This is a genomic window from Acinetobacter sp. 22323, from assembly GCF_052044895.1.
In the GTDB taxonomy this organism is placed as follows: Bacteria; Pseudomonadota; Gammaproteobacteria; order Pseudomonadales; family Moraxellaceae; genus Acinetobacter; species Acinetobacter schindleri.
The window spans coordinates 38,811-57,011 of record NZ_JBQEOL010000003.1; the positions used below are offsets into that span (position 1 = coordinate 38,811).

Here is an 18,201-nt window from a genome sequence, read left to right on the forward strand (position 1 = left end):
AATAGAGCCTTAACATTTAAAAAATATTAATAAATTATGCTGTCATGCTACCATGAGCATAGTCTTTGATGCCACGTTTGAATCATGTCTATTGAAAAATTTAGCTTAGAAAAGGTTTTATCTGTACACCGTTGGACCGATACGCTGTTTAGTTTCACCATGACCAGACCTGCACACTTCAAGTTTACTGCAGGGCAGTTTGCGCGTATTGGCTTGAAGATAGGAGATGAACTCGTTGTCCGGGCATATTCAGTGGTGTCTTCACCTTTCGATGAAACCTTGGAATTTTTCTCAATCGTGGTGCCTGAAGGTAAATTTACTTCAAATTTACAACATCTTAAAGTGGGTGATGAACTTTACCTGGAAAAGATTCCTTATGGCTATCTGACCCTGGCACGTTACCAGCTGCCATTACCACAAGATTTATGGTTACTGGGAACAGGTACAGGTTTGGCGCCATTTTTATCCATGCTGCAAGACTTTGAAACCTGGAATAACTATAAGCAAATTAATCTGGTCTATAGCGTGCGTACGCAAGCTGAACTGGCTTATGTAGAGCGTATTCAGGAAATTGCAGAAAGCTTTGGTGAAGGACATAGCGGCTTTAAGTTTATTCCAATTATTACCCGTGATCCTGAAGCAGCATTGCATGACCGTTTACCGGTTCTGATTGCAAATGGTGAACTGGAAAAAGCCGCAGCTATGCAGCTTAATCCTGAAACCAGCCATGTCATGCTCTGCGGTAATCCGGATATGGTTGAAGATACCAAAGAAGCATTAAAAGCACGTGGCTTGACCATGAACCGTCGTGGTGAAGGAAATATTGCAGTCGAGAATTATTGGTAAGCATTATTCTCCCTCGTCCTTTGGGTTGAGCAGCATCGCTGTGTAAGGGAAGGGATTAAGTTAAAAAATATTTCTTGAAATCAGAATCCCCTTAAATCCCTCTTTGGTAAAGGGGGACTTTTATTTTCTTTAAACACAAAAAAACCTCCATGTCGGAGGCTTTTTACTTTGTATCTCTTAATGGACAAACATATCCATAAAGTCCCGGATTTCCTGGATCGCTGTCTCTACATCAGAGGTCAGCCAGGTCGGTTCAAAGAAACCGGCATAATGTTCGATGCGTTCCGCAGGCACGACCAGACGTACCGGACATTCTTCTTCCAGTAAGCGCCATGGAATGATCGGCACGTCATTGTCGAGCCAAGCTGCGACATTACGCACATCAATGATCATTGCATTCACGCAGTCCGGGAATGGCATCACCGACATTTCTTCGGTACGACGACGGAAATATTCCAGATCCTGCCAGCGCAGCAAAAAGCTTGGCTTGCTGAATTCAATAATTCCAATCAGATGCTGATCGCGGGTGTGGTGTAACGCACATTGATGTGTGACGTCAGTGTCAAGATCAAGCGATACACTTTGTTGACGATACGCCATAAAAATCGAGTGTATAAATAGGAGGTGGATGATTATAGCGCATTTCGTACCGATAGGGCAGCGATTCAGTTTGCTTTCCCTAGACAGTGGATGAACTGGTACGGCTTATGCATATCCTCAGGGAACAAAGATAAAAACAAAGAGGTTGCTATGTCAGAGTCAAAAAGTGTCATCGATACCGGCGTCACCGAAACAACAGTACAAGAAGATTATTTTGCCCTGCGACAGCTGAAAAAAGGTGCTGTAGGCTGGCTGCTCCTCGTGGGTTTAGGGGTGGCCTATGTGATTTCCGGTGACTTTGCCGGCTGGAATTTTGGTTTGGCTCAGGCGGGTTGGGGCGGGATGTTTATTGCCACTGTTGTGGTGGCATTGATGTATTTATGCATGTGTCTGGCCATGTCGGCAATGTCGACCATGCTGCCGACTGCTGGTGGGGGTTATAGTTTTGCCCGGACTGCTTTTGGTCCCTTTGGTGGCTATCTGATCTTTTATAGGCTTGCATCTGAAAGGTGCTGGTGAAGCACTTAAAATCATGTTCGTGATTACCGCAATTGCTGCGGTAGCTTTGATGGTATTCATCTTCGGCATGTTGCCGCATTTTAATAGTGCAAACCTGTTTGATATTGCGGTCAGTACTGAAGCGGCGGGTGCCAGCACTTTCCTGCCATTGGGTTATCTCGGTATCTGGGCGGCCGTACCTTATGCAATCTGGTTCTTCCTTGCTGTTGAAGGCGTACCATTAGCGGCAGAAGAAGCCAAAGATCCGGCCAAATCCTTGCCGCGTGGCCTGATTGGTTCCATGCTAATTCTGGCATTTTTTGCCCTCAGTATTTTACTTCTGGGTCCAGGTGCTGCTGGTGCAAATGCCCTTAAAGATTCTGGTGCGCCACTAGTCGATGCCTTGGTTGCAGTCTATGGGTCTAATACCTGGATGGCCAGTTTTGTGAATTTTGTCGGGCTGGCGGGTCTGATCGCGAGTTTTTTCTCGATTATTTATGCCTATTCCCGTCAGATTTTTGCACTGTCACGTGCCGGTTATTTACCGAAAAAATTGTCTTTGACCAACAGCAATCATGCGCCTTATCTGGCGATCATTATTCCGGGGATTATTGGCTTTCTGCTGTCACTTTCAGGTGAAGGTGATCTGCTGATTCTGATGGCCGTTTTTGGCGCGACGATTTCCTATGTCTTGATGATGATGTCTTATATCAAACTCAAAGTATCTCGACCAAATCTGGCACGTCCTTATCAAGCGCCGGGCGGTATTGTCACGGCATCGATTGCTTTAGTGCTTGCAGCCATTGCAGTGGTCGCTGGCTTCCTGGTCGATCCAAAAGTCTGGTTAATGGCAGCTGCGATTTATGTCGTACTGATTCTCTACTTCCTGTTGTATAGCCGTCATCATCTGGTGGCAGGCACACCGGAAGAAGAATTTGCCCGTATTGAGGCAGCAGAAAAGGAATTGAAATAAATCATCTTGAAGGGAGAACATGCTTATGCTGTATCAGATCAATGTGGCCAGTCAGCACTATATTTTTGAAGACTTAAAAACACTGATGGCCAAGGCTAGCCCTGAACGGTCTGGCGATCAGCTGGCAGGGATTGCTGCCCATGATGCAACTGAGCGGGTTGCTGCACAAATGTGTCTGGCAGAAGTACCATTACAGCAGTTTTTGAATGAAGCTTTAATACCTTATGAACAGGATGAAGTGGCCCGACTGATTCTGGATGAACATGATGCCGCTGCCTTCTATCCGATCTCGCATTTTACTCTGGGGGATTTTCGTAACTGGCTGTTGAGTACAGATGCCACCACTGAAAAAATTACGGCCTTAAAAATGGGGCTGATCCCAGAAATGGTGGCAGCGGTCAGTAAAATCATGCGCAACCAGGATCTGATTCTGGTGGCAAAAAAATGCCGGGTGGTGACCCGATTTAGAAACACCATCGGGCTGGAAGGACATCTTTCTACCCGCTTGCAGCCGAATCATCCCACCGATGATCTGATGGGAATTTCAGCATCGATCCTGGATGGGCTGATGTATGGCAGTGGTGATGCGGTGATCGGGATTAATCCTGCGACTGACAACCTGCAAAACCTCTCCGAGTTATTAAAATTATTGGATCATATTATTCATGAATATCAGATTCCGACCCAGTCCTGTGTGCTGACCCATATCACTTCAGGGATTCAGTTGGCGAATAAAAATATCCCGATTGACCTGATGTTCCAGTCCATCGCGGGAACTGAAAAAGCTAATACCGGCTTCGGCATTAATCTGGAACTTTTACAGGAAGGTTATGAAGCGACTTTAAGCCTGAAACGTGGCACAGTGGGTCAGAACGTGATGTATTTTGAAACTGGACAGGGCAGTGCTTTGTCCAGTAATGGTCATCATGGGGTCGATCAGCAAACTCTGGAAGCACGTGCCTACGCCGTGGCACGTAAATTTAACCCTTTATTGGTCAATACCGTGGTCGGCTTTATCGGCCCGGAATATCTGTATAACGGTAAGCAGATTATCCGGGCAGGACTGGAGGATCATTTCTGTGGCAAGCTGCTCGGCGTGCCGATGGGTTGTGATATTTGCTATACCAACCATGCCGATGCAGATCAGGATGACATGGATATCTTGCTGACTCTACTCGCCAATGCCGGACTGAATTTTATCATGGGGATTCCGGGTTCAGATGATGTGATGCTGAACTATCAAACTACCTCTTTCCATGATGCTTTATATATTCGTCAGTTATTAGGCTTAAAACCGGCGCCTGAATTTGACCACTGGCTGTAACAGCAGGGTATTCTTTCTCAGCAAGCCCATCAGTTGCAGTGGCCGACTGAATTACCCAAACAGTTTTCCCGTTTGATGCTGTCTTAAGGAGTGATGATGAAACTGGTTCCTGATGTGCAATTTCAGTCACAGCTGCAAGACAATCCCTGGCAACAGCTCAAAGCCTATACCGATGCGCGTATAGCCTTAGGCCGGGCAGGTGGCAGTTTACCAACCCGACCAAGTCTGGAGTTTCAGCTGGCACATGCCCAAGCCAAAGATGCTGTGCTTAAATCACTTGCTGCTGACCAACTTAAAGCAAGTCTAAGCAGGACTGGTCTAACGATTTTAGACATTGAAAGCCAGGCAGTGGAAAAGGATTTCTATTTAAAACGCCCCGATTTGGGCCGTATCATGTCTCATGAATCTAAAATGATGTTACAGCAATACCGGAATGAACATCATGACACTTGGGATGTGGTGATTGTCGCGGGAGATGGACTATCTGCACGTGCTATTGAAGAAAATACACCACACTTTATTCCTGCTTTGGTAGAAGCTTGCAAAGTACAAGGCTGGAGGTTAGCTCCTGTAATTATTGCCCGGGGTAGCCGTGTCGCACTGGGAGATGAGGTTGCAGAAATTTTAAAAGCCAAAATGCTGGTGATGCTCATTGGTGAACGCCCAGGGTTGAGTTCTCCGGATAGTATGGGAATTTATTATACTTATAATGCTTTTAAAGGCTGCCATGATGCACTCAGAAACTGTATCTCCAATGTTCGTCCGGCAGGTCTGTCCTATCCGCTGGCGATCCAACGCTTAATCGCACTCATGCAAAAATCCTGTGCATTGCAGCTTTCGGGCGTACAGCTAAAAGATGAACATGAAACATTGGTTGAAGTTCGGCATGAGCCAGGCAAAGGATTATTTAAATAACCAATAGTGTAGAAACTTCTACGCTGTTACAGACTTACACGCCGTCACCATCTCACTTATTTTTGTCACACAAGTTAAAAAATCAACTTGTTATGATGAAATCCACACATGAATAAAAAACAGTGAGGATGGTTATGGCTAATGATTTCAACAAAACACCACCTTCAGGCTATGATGAAGATACACGGCAGAAGAAAAGAATTCCTGTCTATATTTTAATTTTAGTAGGTGTCTTCCTGCTGGCATTGCTACTTTATATGTTTGCCGATATTAAGCCTTCACCAGAAGAAGCACCTCCGGGTCATCCAAATCCGCAAGCTCAACCAGCAACCATGAACAATACGACCCCAGCTCAGTCAGAGGAAGGGCGTAGTCAGGATCTGAATCAGCCTGCGAACTTAAGTGGTGTTACTGGTACGACTGAAGCCACCGCAGAAGATACAGCGGGAGGTATGGATGTTGGTATAGCAACCGACTCAGAAGGATCTAGTCGAGGTGCTGGTCAGTAAGCACCCTCTTAAAAAGCCCTGGTTAAGAATCAGGGCTTTTTTGCAATCTAATGTGCGGATTTGTTGTAGTTGTGCATTTCTCAATTGAATAAAAAAAGCTCCAATTCTAATGTGAATAATGCATAACAGACGGCTTTACAACTTTCCAAAAAAGAAGTCTGTAAATACTTATAAATAAAGTAAAACCATAGAGGGCATGACAACATGAATGAATATATGAGAGGCCCAGGCGGTTATGATGCCATGTACTATTGGGAACAGTTTCATCCCATATTAAGTGCAGTGGCGATCCTGCTGATAGGCTGGGTTATTGCATTGCTGGTCTCTGCAGGCGTAAAAAAAATCCTGCAAAAGCTTGGCACCAATGAGCGGCTAAACCATGCGACTGGCCATCGTTCCAATATTGAAAATATCATCACAAGAATTGTCTTCTGGTTAATCCTGATTATGGCAGTTATTGGTGCACTGAATGTACTGAATCTGACCAATGTCAGTGGACCGTTCAGTAACATGATTCAGCGCTTCCTGCTGTTTATCCCTCAATTGCTTGCTGCGATTGCTGTCGGATTCATTGGCTGGATTGTTGCCAATCTGGTCAAGGTGGGACTACAGAAGCTGCTTGACCGCACTCAACTGGATGAAAAACTCAGTTCAGAAGTTGGTGTAAAGCCACTGAGTGAGAATATCAGTGAAATTATTTACTGGCTGATTCTGTTGTTATTCCTGCCTATCGTACTCTCGATTCTGGGTTTAAGCGGTCTGCTGTATCCAGTTCAGAACATGGTCAATGATGTGGTTGGTTATCTGCCTAATATCTTTATTGCCGGTGTGATTGTTTTTGTCGGCTATATTCTGGCGAAAATCATCCGTGGCATTGTAGAAGGTTTATTGCGTAGTCTGAATGTACAGCAACAGGCAGAAAAAGTTGGCATCTTCAAGAACTCTAATGTTCCTCAAGTAATTGGTTCCTTCATCTTTGCTGTGATTATTATTACAGCGCTGATCATCGCTTTTGAAGCTCTCGGTATTGAGGCGATTTCACAACCTGCAACCGCGATGTTGTATGAGGTAATGAATGCCATTCCAAATATCATTGCCGCAGCCCTGATTCTGATTCTGGCTTATGTCGTATCGAAACTGGTCGCGAAGCTGGTTACTGAAGTTCTGGCAGGTACGGGTGTAGATGAAGTTCCGGCCAAGCTAGACTTACAACGTTTCCTAGGTACCACTAAAATTTCGCATGTCGTGGGCGTCCTGATCATTCTGTTCACTATGCTGTTTGCTGTGTCTGAAGCGGCGAACCGTCTTGGCTTTGAACAGGTAAGTAGCCTGATTGCGATGTTCATTTACTTCGGTGCGAACATCCTGCTCGGCGCAGTGATTCTGGTGGTTGGCTTCTGGCTGGCAAATGTGGTTGCGAATGTAGTGCAGCGCGGTGAATATAACAGTTCACGCTGGTTAGCCAATCTGGTTCGTGTCCTGATTATGGGTCTGGTAGTTGCAATGGGCTTACGCGCAATGGGCATTGCCGATTCGATTGTAAACCTTGCATTCGGTCTGACTCTGGGCGCAGTAGCAGTGGCTTTTGCTCTGGCATTCGGTCTTGGTGGTCGTCAGCCGGCAGAACGTGTTCTGACGGATTTGATTGATAAAGCCAAACGTGAAGGCAAAGAACCAAATCCCTTGAAAAAAGATACTGATATCATGACTTCAGCTTTTGGTTCAGGTAGTGCGACTTCTGCGACTGAACCAGCTACTACAACAGGAGCGAGTATCGTGCCTACTCCAGGTCAGAATGATGACAATGCGCCAATGCGTACGGACTTATCGAATAGTACCCCTGCATCACTTACTACTGCACCGCAGGATGATGAAGCATCGGGTATTGATCAGGTTACTCCAGATATAGATCAGGCTGTACCGGACTCACTCGACGTCGATCCAACTCATCCACCAGCTAATAATCCATTTGGCTCTACAGGTGAAGACGAACCGAATGTCGATAGTCGTCCAAAGAAAGATGACCTGAATTAACCTGTTCCAATCAAATAAAATCGGCCACGCTTAAGTGGTCGATTTTGTTCAGTCATGAGGAAAAATGAATGAATGCAAAAAAACCGAATAAAGTTCTAGCACCTTTAGTGATTGCAGGAATTACGATTGGCTTTTTTACTGCTGCCTATAGATTTATCTTTGTTAAGAGCAAAGCAGATAAGCGCTCTGAACAAGCGCTGGAAAAGAATATACCGGATACAGACGAATTTAACTGAAAAATCCTGTTAATTCGTTGAAATAGAATTGTCATGTTGAAAATATAGAATATTCAAATGAATACTAAATTAATTTTGGTATTCTTATTGCATTAATAATATAAAGACAAAGGAGATCAACAATATGTGGAAATTAAAACAGTCTAAATTTATTAGCTCTACTGCAAATGCAGCACCATATTATCTGCAAGAAGCCGGCCGAAAAATGCAGCTGACGATTGACCGTCTTGAAAATACGGCCAATCTTAAGCTGTTTAAAACAGACTATCTAGAGTGAACTTGAGACTGACTTTAGAGTATTTATAAATTAAACATATTCTGATGCGGCATGCGCCGATGACCATGCCCATTGGAAATTAAATCCACCCAGATGTCCGGTAACATCCAGAATTTCACCGACAAAGAACAAACCTTTTTGTTTCTTGCTTTCCATGGTCTTGGAAGAAACTTCAGTCGTATCTACACCCCCTAGCGTTACTTCGGCAGTACGATAGCCTTCGGTGCCTGATGGTTTCACTTCAAAGCTGTGCAAACGTTTGGCGATCTGTTCCAGTTTATCGTCACTGATATTGCCAATCGAGGTTTCTGTAACCTCAGTCCAGATCAGATTCTGTAATTCCAGTACCACACTTTTGGGTAAGTGCTCGGTGAGTAGGGTCCGTAACAAGACTTTTGGCTGGCTTTGTTTTCTGGATTTGAAGAAATCAAACAGATCCACACTTGGCAGGAAATCGACCTTAAAGCTTTGACCCACGTCCCAGTAGTTAGACAATTGCAACGAACTTGGACCACTTAGGCCACGATGGGTAAACAGCAGGGCTTCAGTAAAGCTGTTCAGCTCATTGGATAAAGTTGCTTCTACCGCATTACCACTTAAGCGCGTCGTAACTTCTTTAAAATTATCCGAGAAGGTAAATGGCACTAGACCGGCACGGGTCGGATAGATATAGTGCCCAAATTGCTTGGCAATCTCATAGCCAATACCAGAACCACCCAGTGTCGGAATTGACAGGCCACCGGAAGCCACCACTACAGATTCAACTTCAAAATATCCCAAGGACGTTGCAACCTGGAAACCTTGATTATCTACCGCGTTGACTGCTTTGACTTCACAACTGGTTTTAATGTCGACCAGACCGGTCTTATCACATTCAGACAGCAGCATTGCCAGAATTTCTTTGGCGCCATTCAGCGTAAACAGCTGCCCATGCTTACGCTCTTCATATTCAATACCGTACTCGCATACCATACCAATGAAATCCCAATTGGTATAACGGGTCAGGGCTGAAATAACAAAATGTGGGTTATGCGAGATAAAATTTTCCGGCTCGACGTACAGGTTGGTGAAGTTACATTTCCCACCACCAGACATTAGGATCTTTTTACCGACCTTATTGGCCTTTTCAACCACGACAACACGACGACCACGTTGCGCAGCCATATATGCTGTCATTAAACCTGACGCACCTGCACCTATGACTAGAACATCGTATTGCTTGGAAGACATGACACACTCAAGGGAGAAGAAAAGGAAAGCATTATAGACAATTTTATTTCAGCTTTCTCTATTCATCCTGAAGCAAATCGAATTACAGATATTCATCAGACATTCATCACAACTGATTTGAAATACTGAAAAGCTGCTTCTATAGTTTTATACATGAGGATAGAAAGCCCAGGGAGAAAGACTGATGGCGAATATCGAACAATTAAAACAATATAATCTGATCACTTATATTCTGTATATTCTGGGCTTCTTTGTTGGCCTGACGCCGATTGTTGCCATTATTATGAACTATCTGAAACGCAATGAAATGCGCGGCACCTGGCTGGAAAGTCATAGCGACTGGCAGATTCGAACCTTCTGGGTCAGTTTAATCGGTTATCTGATCGGTGGCTTATTAACCACGATTCTGATTGGATTCGGGATTCTGTTTATAGTGTTTATCTGGCACATTTACCGTCTGGCCAAAGGTTTGATGGCTTTAAATAATAATGAGCCGATTAATCCGGTTTAATTTGTATACAGCTCAGGGATTTTGCCTTGCATGCCTCCGGTATGAATGACCAATAGCTTTGATCCAGCAGGGAAATAACCCTTTGCAATCAGCTCAGTCAGGCCCATCAGCATTTTCCCGGTATAAATCTGTTCTAGAGGAATACCGTATTCAGCTTCAAAGTTCTGAATAAACTGAATCAGTTCAGCTGTAGTTTTGGCATAACCACCACAGCAATAGTTATCCATAATCTGCCAGTTTTTCTTGCTGGTCAGTTTGGCGACATCTTCTGTTAAGAATGTCCCTTTCAGTGCAGAAAAACCTAAAACATGTTGATGATTTTGACTGGCTTCAATCAGTCCTGTAATTGTACCGCCTGTACCCACTGCAGAACAGATCACATCAAACTGTCGATCTTCAGGTTTTAAAATTTCCTGACAGCCTTGAATAGCAAGCGTATTGGTACCCCCTTCAGGAATCACGTAATGATCTGGAAACTGCTGCTGTAATTCTGCCAAAAAATCGGGTTGCTGTTTACGTCGATAATCTTCACGGCTGACAAAATGCAACTGCATGCCAAAGTCTTGCGCGGTCTTTAAGGTAGGATTTAAGGGTTTTTCTTTAAGTTCTTCACCACGAATAATGCCGATACTTTCAAAACCAAACTGATGTGCCGCAAATGCCGTCGCTGCAATATGATTTGAATAAGCACCGCCAAAAGTCAGCAACTTTTTAAACTCTTGTTGTTGTGCTTGCAGAAAATTATATTTCAGCTTAAAAAACTTGTTGCCCGAAATCTGTGGATGCACCAGATCCAACCGACGTATGGTTAGTTGCATACCGTGTACATTCAGGGTTTGGTCTATGAATTGCTGGGCAATCGAATCAAACATGGCAATCTTAAAAGTGAGAACGGCAACAGTATAACCAAGTTAAGCGTACCCGAAAGTGACTTTATTCCTATTCTAACTGCACTCTTGAATGATGCAGCTTGTCACAAAATAATTGAATAAAAAACAGACATAAAATGCTAATCTAAAGTTAAGGGAATCTGTCAGGAGGGTAGCAAATGAAACATCTATCCTATGTTGTGCTTGCGTTACTTCTGTCCAGTCTGGCTGGCTGTGATAATGACAAAATGAATAAACCGAAAACTGAAGTCAGAACCATGATCATAGGCGGAATGCCGGTACATGATCACGACTATCATTTGTCTAAACCGCAATTTATCGCCCAAGAGCTTCAGTAAACTTAAACTGAATATTTATTAGATAAAGTTAAGATTTTTCACTATAAAAATGCAGCATTCGTGCTGCATTTTGCTTAGAATAGCGCAATCAAGATTTAACCGGGTTGTGTTGTGGAATCATTCTGGATTTTGGGCTCAATTGCCTTTGCATTAATGTTAGGCGCAATGAGCCCTGGGCCGACATCGATTTATGTGGCAAAAAATTCAATTGCTATTTCGCGCAAGCATGGCCTGTTTACGGCATTAGGAACCGGTACAGGTGCCGCCGTTTTTGGTCTGCTCGCAGTTCTAGGCTTACAGGCATTTTTACTGGCTGTGCCGTCTGCCTATCTGGCTTTAAAAATCTGTGGTGGGATCTATTTGCTCTGGCTGGCATTTAAAATTATCAAACATGCCAAAGAGCCGATTAGTGCCGATGAAAACAGCAATACCCAGATGTCACTGCGTCGTGCTTATACCACAGGCTTGATCACTCAATTATCTAACCCCAAAATTGCCATTGTATTAGCCAGTATTTTTACTGCACTTTTACCTAAAGAAATTCCGGCCTATTTCTATGTCGTGCTTCCGGTCCTATGTTTCTTTATTGATGCAGGATGGTGTTCTTTGGTGGCAGTTGCCTTGTCTGCAGAAAAGCCACGTCGTGTGTATTTAAAATTCAAAGCAGGTTTTGATCGTGCTGCAGGTGCGGTAATGACTGTACTCGGTTTAAAGTTGATTTTTGGTATGAAGTAATTATTTCTATAAGCTCCGCTATAGATAAAAAAGCCCCTGTGAAATAGGGGCTTTTTTACGAGAGCATTAAAAAATATTTTCTTCAGAATTCGCAGAAATACGGTGAATGGACAGGTCTGCACCTGTAAATTCTTCTTCCCGGGTGAGACGAATACCAATCCATACTTTGAGCAGGCCATAGACCAGAAAGCCACCTGCCAAAGCCACAATAATGGCGAGAACTGTACCAACTAGCTGTGAAATTAAAGAAACACCACCCATGCCTCCCAACCATTGCTGACCGAAGATACCTACAGCAAGACCCCCAAAAGCTCCGCATACACCATGCAAAGGCCAGACGCCAAGCACGTCATCCACTTTGAGTTTATTTTGGGTATACGTAAACAGTTTCACAAAAATCACGCCTGCGCTGATGCCGATAAAAAGCGCACCCAATGGATGTACCACATCTGAGCCTGCACAGATCGCTACCAAGCCGGCTAATGGCCCATTATGCAGAAAGCCCGGGTCATCTTTACCTGCCATTTTGGCTGCAATTGTTCCACCGACCATTGCCATTAAAGAATTGATGGCGACCAGTCCAGAAATGGCATCGAGGCGCTGGGCACTCATGACATTAAAACCAAACCAGCCGACAATTAAAATCCATGAACCTAAAGCCAAAAATGGAATCGATGAAGGCGGATGTGCTGTAATCCGGCCATCGTTTTTATAGCGGCCATGACGTGCACCAAGCAGAATTACTGCAGCCAGTGCGATCCAGCCACCCATGGCATGCACCACCACTGAACCGGCGAAATCATGAAAGCTAGCACCAAATGCCTGAGCCAACCAGTCCTGGAAACCAAAGTTACCATTCCAGATCATGCCTTCAAAAAACGGATAAATCAGGGCAACCAGAAATAAAGTTGCTAAAGCCTGCGAGCGCATTTTGGCCCGTTCAGCAATACCACCAGAGATAATCGCTGGAATGGCGGCAGCAAAGGTAAGCAGGAAGAAACAGCGCATCAGGTTATAGCCATGATCAGCTGCTAAGGTATTGGCATCATGGAAAAAATGCTGTCCATAGGCAATATAGTAACCCACTAAAAAGTATGCGATTGCAGAGATGGCAAAGTCAGTTAGAATTTTACTTAAGGCATTGACCTGATTCTTATGTCGAACTGTTCCAAGTTCCAGAAAAGCAAATCCTGCATGCATGGCAAGCACCAGAACTGCACCGAGAAGGAGAAATAATAAGTCTATATTTTGCATGGTGCGTTCCAATTTAGTGCGTAGAATCACAAAAGAAACCCAGTATATAGAGGCAAACTGATTCTAAAAGAGGCACTAGCAAGGGAAATTTTGATGAAGAATTTATTGAAATTAATAAGACTCGATATAAAGCATAATGCGATTTATTTGCACCAAACTAAGACACTACAAGAGAAGATAAATTTAAAATTTATACCTGATTTTTAAATATTTAGATTTATCGGACTCAATTGAATGCTAGAAATGAGTGCTAAAGGTGCACAATGAATGTGAAGCAATTTTTAAGAAAAAATTTAAAAAATTAAGTGAAGTAGCGGATTTTAATTCTCAATCTCAACGTGATTTTTGAGTTTAAGATCTTTAATACTTGTTGGTTAGGTGTTTATAAAATAAATGAAACCCTAAAAGCTTAGGGTTTCAGACTTAGAATATTGCAATCACAGTACTCAATTAATCTTTAAAGTGTACCGGTATCCACTGATAGCTTTGACCATCTTTTGAATAGATATGCCCAATGCCTGGGAAAGGTAAATGCGGTGCAGCAATCAACTGACCCGCTTTGGCATATTCAGCAAAATGTTTAAGACGGGTTTCGACTGCTGCCTTAGGGTCTATATCAAAATCTACCGCTGTTTTTGGTGCATCAAACTGCAAGGTATGTGAATGCACGATGTCACCAATAAATACCACTTCTTGAGCATCGGTTTTCAGTTTAAAGCTGTAATGCCCTGGGGTATGACCGAAAGATGGCTTAAATTGAATATCACCCAAAGCGAAAGCTTTGTCTGAAAAGACCTTAATTTTTTTGGCTTTTTCATACGGTGCAAGTGCGGCTTTAATTTTCTCAACTGTGCCTAAAAATTTCTCTTGGTTTTCTTTGGGTAGTTTCTTGATGGTGTTTGGACTGAGCCAGTAGTCATATTCGGTTTTGGAAATATGCAGTGTGGCATTTGGATAATTTGCTACACCGTTATTTGAGATGCCGCAGACATGGTCAGGGTGTAAATGGGTCAGGAAGATGCTATTCACTTGCTCAGGCTGATACCCTGAAGCTTTCAAGTTGTTATAGATTGAACCCAAATGTGCGCCAAAGCAGCTTGCAGCTCCACTGTCGACCATGAGTAGCTGGTTGCCTGTATTGATTAAAAAAGCATTGACTGAGGTTTGTATGCCTTTGTCGTTGATGGCAGCGTATTTTTTAAGAATGCCCGTTTTTTCGCTGTCACTTAAGCCTTTAAATAGCGCAGGGTTTAAGTAGTTTGTGCCATCGAGCAGGGCGGTGATTTGAGTGTTGCCGATTTGGTGATGGTAGTAGCCAGCCACTTGTTTTTGCGTTGGAATAGCGGTTTCAGCCGCTTGGATGGTGAGGGTTGTGGTGCTTAGAATGAATGCGATGAATAATGGTTTTAAAGTTTTCATAAAGTTTTATAAGTTTTAAGGGGAATGATATATTTTTAGCACAATACATATGAATTTAGAACGACAACTTAAGACGCATGTGTGATTAAAATGTATTCAATTTGAGTTTTATATCTTCATACTAAATTAAAAAATATGAAGGTATTTGATAAATGCTCGCTAAAGTACAAGAACAAGTTGGGGTTATCTATCAGCAATTAAATAGAAGTCAAAAATTCTATTTAGTAGGAGGCTTATTGGCCTTCAATACGCTGTTTTGGTATTTAATGCCAACAAACGATTTCTTCAAAATTAGTTTATTTCTTCTAAGTGTATGTTGGGCTGGCGGTATAACATCTGATTTTTTATACTTTTATCATAAAGCTTGGGGAACAATATTAGGTAAAGTTGTTCTTGTTGCTATATATGCATTATTAACAAACATTACATATGGTTTTGCAGATCAACTTGTCAATCACATTGTTGGATATGAATCTAATGGATTAAATAGAGTCACAAATTTTGTGGCTATAATGATAATTCCAATAGTATTTATTTTAGTCACATTTATTGTATTTCTACTTCTTATATTTCTAAGTCAATTTTATATGATGTACGTTATTTTTGCTAAAGAAAGAGATGACTTAAGAGAAAACTATTCTGGGTGGAGCTGTGCTGCTAGATTTTTAATATATCCTTTTATCTTTATGCTTTTATTTACCTTTGGAGAAAAATATAAAGATAAATATTCAAACTTTATATCTGAAATGGCTCAATCATATATTTACGACTTCGAAGCAAAGAAGTTTTCAAGATGTATTACTCCAAACGGTAGTAAGGTAATAGCAATTTCAAGTGATGAAATCATACTTGTAACTAAAGAAGATGATAAATACAGTTTTGTACCTATGATTTGTGATCCTATCTTAAAGAAATAATACTGTTGACAAAAAAAGCCCCTACATCGTAGAGGCTCTCTTTCTACAACCAAAAATTATTTTTTACATTCTGGTTGTGAACGGTCAATTACTTGAGTACCTTCAACACGGTAACCAATCTGCCCCACAATAAATGCTTGATTCAATTGAGTAATAACAACATCAGATAAAGCCACAGCACAACGATCTTTCTCAATTGCACGATCTACCGCTGTTTTGAAGTTAGGAATACCTAATGGGAATAAAACTACCGGAACCTTATCTTCACCTGTGACACGTTGACCTTTCACAAATTGGTTTGAGTTCAAGTTATAGTTCTTTGTAGAAGCTACGGTCATATCCGCCATACGAACTGAACAGCCTGTAAATGCAATTGTTGACATCGCTAGAACTGAAACTAGTAATTTTTTCATGCTTACCCCGAATAGTTATAAAAAATAAAAAGCGCTTTGATTTTATCGATATATTTTTTTAAAACAAGAAAATAAATTATATAAATGGTATAAAAAAGCCCCTACATTAGTAGAGGCTTTTTATTTAAGACCTACATCTTAAGACACTTTATCACCCGGTTTAGCACCAGATTCAGGTGAAATCACCCAAACACCTTCGTCATTACCCGCAGCTAACACCATACCGTTAGAAATACCAAAACGCATCTTACGTGGCGCAAGGTTTGCTACCATCACCACCAATTTGCCTTTTAAGTCTTCAGGCTTATAGAACTCACGAATACCACTAAATACGTTACGTGGCTCAGCCTCACCGACATTTAACGTCAATTGAAGCAGTTTGTCAGAACCTTCAACCGTCGCAGCTTCAAGAACTTCCGCTACACGTAGGTCAACTTTCATAAAATCATCAATATTAATGATTTCAGCTTCACCCACTTTAGGTTCAGCTTTCTTCTCTTTGGCTTTCTCTTTTTTCTTTTCAACTTTTGGTGCTTCTGCAGGGGCTGCTAAAGAGTCTTTAGATGCATCCACCATAGCAGCAACCGCTTTAGGGTCAACACGTTGCATTAACGGTTGGAACAATGCAATTTCATGACCCACTAACACTTGCTTACGTGATTCAAAGTTAAAGCTGTCTAACTGTAAGAACGCTTGAACTTGTTCAGCCAATGTTGGCAATACAGGCGCAAGGTAAACCGCCAATTGACGGAATAAGTTAATACCCACAGAACATACGTCATGAACTTGTTGTTCTTCGCCTTCAATTTTCGCTAAAGCCCAAGGCTTTTTCTCATCAATATATTGGTTGGCTTTGTCAGCTAACGCCATAATTTCACGAATTGCTGTTGAGAATTCACGCGCTTCGTATGCTGCCGCGATTGAATCACCTGCATCAATAAAGCTTTGCACCAATTCAGGCTCTGCACACGTTGCAGAAAGTTTATTGTCAAATTTCGTGTTAATAAACTTCGCACAACGACTTGCGATGTTTACGACTTTACCAACTAAGTCAGAGTTTACTTTCTGAACGAAATCATCAAGATTTAAGTCAGAATCTTCAACTTTGTCAGAAAGTTTAGATGCGAAGTAGTAACGTAAGTATTCAGGGTTTAAATGCTCTAAATAGGTTTCAGCTTTAATGAATGTGCCACGAGATTTAGACATTTTCTGACCGTTTACAGTCAAGAAGCCATTAACAAATAAGCTTGTAGGCGTGCGGTAGTTTGCACCTTCAAGCATGGCAGGCCAGAACAACGCGTGGAAATAAACAATGTCTTTACCAATGAAGTGATACACCTCATTTTGAGAATCTTTTTTCCAGTAATCGTCAAAGCTTAAGTCAGGACGTTTGGTCTTGATGTAATTTTCAAAGCTCGACATATAGCCGATAGGCGCATCGACCCAAACATAGAAATATTTGTTTGGTGCATCTGGAATTTCAAAACCAAAGTAAGGTGCATCACGAGAAATATCCCAATCCGACAAACCTGCTTCAAACCATTCATCTAACTTATTGGCAATGGATACAGGTAAACGACCTTGGTCACGTGTCCATTTTTGTAGGTATTCACCAAAGTTAGGCAGTTTAAAGAAATAGTGATCTGAAGATTTCTCGACAGGTGTCGCACCGCTTAAGGTCGATTTTGGATTGAGCAGTTCAGTTGCGTTGTAGGTCGTGCCACACACTTCGCATGAATCGCCGTATTGATCTTCCGCTTTACATTTCGGGCAGGTGCCTTTAATGAAACGATCCGACAAGAACATGCCTTTTTCAGGGTCAAACAATTGCGTTACAGGGCGAACTGCAATGTTGCCCGCTTCACGGTTCTTGATATAAATCTCAGATGCACGAGCCTGGTTTTCGGCACTGTTGGTTGAATCGTAGTGGTCAAAGTCCACTTTAAAGCCAGCAAAGTCACGTTCGTGTTCTTTTTGAACGTTGGCAATTTGCTGTTCAGGGGTAATGCCATTGGCTTCAGCACGTAGCATGATCGCCGTACCATGCGCATCATCCGCACATACATAAGTCACGTTATGACCCATTGCACGCATCGCACGTACCCAAATATCAGCTTGGATATAACCGAGTAGGTGACCCATATGGATCGGGCCATTGGCGTATGGAAGGGCGTTAGTGACTAAGATATTACGCACGGATCTGACTCTCTCATTCGTATTTTATGCAATGGGCGGTAATTTTACATGAGATAGACATGACTTGCATAAGGCTTTTGGTGAAT

Annotated in this window: 17 protein-coding genes and 2 pseudogenes; 12 read left to right on the top strand and 7 right to left on the bottom strand. The window is 42.4% G+C overall.

Features of this window, described 5'->3' with window-relative positions; genetic code table 11:
* Positions 1–84: 84 nt before the first annotated feature.
* On the top strand, positions 85–846 hold the full coding sequence (locus ACTJIX_RS02605) for a ferredoxin--NADP reductase (RefSeq protein WP_004814709.1): 762 nt from the start codon (positions 85–87) through the stop codon (positions 844–846).
* A gap of 177 nt (positions 847–1,023) precedes the next feature.
* On the opposite strand, the gene ACTJIX_RS02610 is transcribed toward ACTJIX_RS02605, so the two are convergent.
* Positions 1,024–1,446 carry a hypothetical protein gene (locus tag ACTJIX_RS02610; protein ID WP_004814711.1) on the bottom strand — a complete coding sequence of 141 codons (423 nt, stop codon included), beginning with the start codon at positions 1,444–1,446 and terminating at the stop codon, positions 1,024–1,026.
* 150 nt (positions 1,447–1,596) lie between these two features.
* On the opposite strand from ACTJIX_RS02610, the pseudogene eat reads away from it, so the two are divergent.
* The 7 genes and pseudogenes from eat (at position 1,597) to ACTJIX_RS02645 (ending at position 8,212) form a co-directional block, all read left to right on the top strand.
* Positions 1,597–2,917, top strand: a pseudogene (gene eat, locus ACTJIX_RS02615) (ethanolamine permease).
* A gap of 25 nt (positions 2,918–2,942) precedes the next feature.
* Positions 2,943–4,328 (top strand): annotated as a pseudogene (locus ACTJIX_RS02620) (ethanolamine ammonia-lyase subunit EutB).
* Positions 4,329–4,337: 9 nt separating this feature from the next.
* Positions 4,338–5,156 carry an ethanolamine ammonia-lyase subunit EutC gene (gene eutC, locus ACTJIX_RS02625; protein WP_071321025.1) on the top strand — a complete coding sequence of 273 codons (819 nt, stop codon included), beginning with the start codon at positions 4,338–4,340 and terminating at the stop codon, positions 5,154–5,156.
* Between the two features lie 134 nt (positions 5,157–5,290).
* The gene (locus tag ACTJIX_RS02630) at positions 5,291–5,665 is read left to right on the top strand and encodes a hypothetical protein (protein ID WP_004814718.1); all 375 of its coding nucleotides are present in this window, start codon (positions 5,291–5,293) and stop codon (positions 5,663–5,665) included.
* Positions 5,666–5,869: 204 nt separating this feature from the next.
* Positions 5,870–7,699: a mechanosensitive ion channel gene (locus ACTJIX_RS02635; protein WP_004891720.1), complete on the top strand. Its 1,830-nt coding sequence runs from the start codon at positions 5,870–5,872 to the stop codon at positions 7,697–7,699.
* A gap of 68 nt (positions 7,700–7,767) precedes the next feature.
* Positions 7,768–7,935 (top strand): hypothetical protein, encoded by a 168-nt coding sequence (locus ACTJIX_RS02640; RefSeq protein WP_004814722.1) that lies wholly within the window; start codon positions 7,768–7,770, stop codon positions 7,933–7,935.
* 124 nt (positions 7,936–8,059) lie between these two features.
* A complete protein-coding gene (locus ACTJIX_RS02645; protein ID WP_004814723.1) occupies positions 8,060–8,212 on the top strand; it encodes a hypothetical protein in 153 nt (50 codons plus the stop codon).
* 30 nt (positions 8,213–8,242) lie between these two features.
* Here ACTJIX_RS02645 and ACTJIX_RS02650 read toward each other — a convergent pair whose 3' ends face one another.
* Positions 8,243–9,442: an NAD(P)/FAD-dependent oxidoreductase gene (locus ACTJIX_RS02650; protein ID WP_071321024.1), complete on the bottom strand. Its 1,200-nt coding sequence runs from the start codon at positions 9,440–9,442 to the stop codon at positions 8,243–8,245.
* 184 nt (positions 9,443–9,626) lie between these two features.
* On the opposite strand from ACTJIX_RS02650, the gene ACTJIX_RS02655 reads away from it, so the two are divergent.
* Positions 9,627–9,953, top strand: coding sequence for a DUF4870 family protein (locus tag ACTJIX_RS02655; RefSeq protein WP_108675444.1), 327 nt, complete (start codon positions 9,627–9,629; stop codon positions 9,951–9,953).
* Here the strand turns inward: ACTJIX_RS02655 and ACTJIX_RS02660 are convergent.
* Complete coding sequence (locus ACTJIX_RS02660) at positions 9,950–10,825, bottom strand: 1-aminocyclopropane-1-carboxylate deaminase/D-cysteine desulfhydrase (RefSeq protein WP_071321022.1); 876 nt, start codon at positions 10,823–10,825, stop codon at positions 9,950–9,952. The two genes, ACTJIX_RS02655 and ACTJIX_RS02660, sit on opposite strands and share 4 nt — an antisense overlap.
* A gap of 176 nt (positions 10,826–11,001) precedes the next feature.
* Here ACTJIX_RS02660 and ACTJIX_RS02665 point away from each other — a divergent pair, with 176 nt between their 5' ends.
* Together ACTJIX_RS02665 and ACTJIX_RS02670 are read left to right on the top strand one after the other, a co-directional pair.
* A complete protein-coding gene (locus ACTJIX_RS02665) occupies positions 11,002–11,181 on the top strand; it encodes an NF038215 family lipoprotein (protein WP_004814732.1) in 180 nt (59 codons plus the stop codon).
* Positions 11,182–11,292: 111 nt separating this feature from the next.
* On the top strand, positions 11,293–11,916 hold the full coding sequence (locus tag ACTJIX_RS02670) for a LysE family translocator (protein ID WP_071321021.1): 624 nt from the start codon (positions 11,293–11,295) through the stop codon (positions 11,914–11,916).
* Between the two features lie 66 nt (positions 11,917–11,982).
* On the opposite strand, the gene ACTJIX_RS02675 is transcribed toward ACTJIX_RS02670, so the two are convergent.
* Entirely contained in the window at positions 11,983–13,170 is a 1,188-nt protein-coding gene (locus ACTJIX_RS02675; RefSeq protein ID WP_071321020.1) for an ammonium transporter, read from the bottom strand.
* 450 nt (positions 13,171–13,620) lie between these two features.
* Positions 13,621–14,589 carry an MBL fold metallo-hydrolase gene (locus ACTJIX_RS02680; RefSeq protein ID WP_108675443.1) on the bottom strand — a complete coding sequence of 323 codons (969 nt, stop codon included), beginning with the start codon at positions 14,587–14,589 and terminating at the stop codon, positions 13,621–13,623.
* Between the two features lie 152 nt (positions 14,590–14,741).
* Between ACTJIX_RS02680 and ACTJIX_RS02685 the strand changes: the two genes are divergently transcribed.
* Entirely contained in the window at positions 14,742–15,506 is a 765-nt protein-coding gene (locus ACTJIX_RS02685) for a hypothetical protein (protein ID WP_108675442.1), read from the top strand.
* A gap of 56 nt (positions 15,507–15,562) precedes the next feature.
* On the opposite strand, the gene ACTJIX_RS02690 is transcribed toward ACTJIX_RS02685, so the two are convergent.
* Both ACTJIX_RS02690 and metG read right to left on the bottom strand, forming a co-directional pair.
* A complete protein-coding gene (locus tag ACTJIX_RS02690; protein WP_004814739.1) occupies positions 15,563–15,919 on the bottom strand; it encodes a hypothetical protein in 357 nt (118 codons plus the stop codon).
* 138 nt (positions 15,920–16,057) lie between these two features.
* Entirely contained in the window at positions 16,058–18,115 is a 2,058-nt protein-coding gene (metG, locus tag ACTJIX_RS02695; RefSeq protein ID WP_262467862.1) for a methionine--tRNA ligase, read from the bottom strand.
* Positions 18,116–18,201: the final 86 nt, after the last annotated feature.

Coding starts and splice junctions, on each gene's coding strand:
- ACTJIX_RS02605 (WP_004814709.1), top strand. CDS start 85: ATGTCTATTGAAAAATTTAGCTTAGAAAAGGTTTTATCTGTACACCGT.
- ACTJIX_RS02610 (WP_004814711.1), bottom strand. CDS start 1,446: ATGGCGTATCGTCAACAAAGTGTATCGCTTGATCTTGACACTGACGTC.
- eutC (WP_071321025.1), top strand. CDS start 4,338: ATGAAACTGGTTCCTGATGTGCAATTTCAGTCACAGCTGCAAGACAAT.
- ACTJIX_RS02630 (WP_004814718.1), top strand. CDS start 5,291: ATGGCTAATGATTTCAACAAAACACCACCTTCAGGCTATGATGAAGAT.
- ACTJIX_RS02635 (WP_004891720.1), top strand. CDS start 5,870: ATGAATGAATATATGAGAGGCCCAGGCGGTTATGATGCCATGTACTAT.
- ACTJIX_RS02640 (WP_004814722.1), top strand. CDS start 7,768: ATGAATGCAAAAAAACCGAATAAAGTTCTAGCACCTTTAGTGATTGCA.
- ACTJIX_RS02645 (WP_004814723.1), top strand. CDS start 8,060: ATGTGGAAATTAAAACAGTCTAAATTTATTAGCTCTACTGCAAATGCA.
- ACTJIX_RS02650 (WP_071321024.1), bottom strand. CDS start 9,442: ATGTCTTCCAAGCAATACGATGTTCTAGTCATAGGTGCAGGTGCGTCA.
- ACTJIX_RS02655 (WP_108675444.1), top strand. CDS start 9,627: ATGGCGAATATCGAACAATTAAAACAATATAATCTGATCACTTATATT.
- ACTJIX_RS02660 (WP_071321022.1), bottom strand. CDS start 10,825: ATGTTTGATTCGATTGCCCAGCAATTCATAGACCAAACCCTGAATGTA.
- ACTJIX_RS02665 (WP_004814732.1), top strand. CDS start 11,002: ATGAAACATCTATCCTATGTTGTGCTTGCGTTACTTCTGTCCAGTCTG.
- ACTJIX_RS02675 (WP_071321020.1), bottom strand. CDS start 13,170: ATGCAAAATATAGACTTATTATTTCTCCTTCTCGGTGCAGTTCTGGTG.
- ACTJIX_RS02680 (WP_108675443.1), bottom strand. CDS start 14,589: ATGAAAACTTTAAAACCATTATTCATCGCATTCATTCTAAGCACCACA.
- ACTJIX_RS02685 (WP_108675442.1), top strand. CDS start 14,742: ATGCTCGCTAAAGTACAAGAACAAGTTGGGGTTATCTATCAGCAATTA.
- ACTJIX_RS02690 (WP_004814739.1), bottom strand. CDS start 15,919: ATGAAAAAATTACTAGTTTCAGTTCTAGCGATGTCAACAATTGCATTT.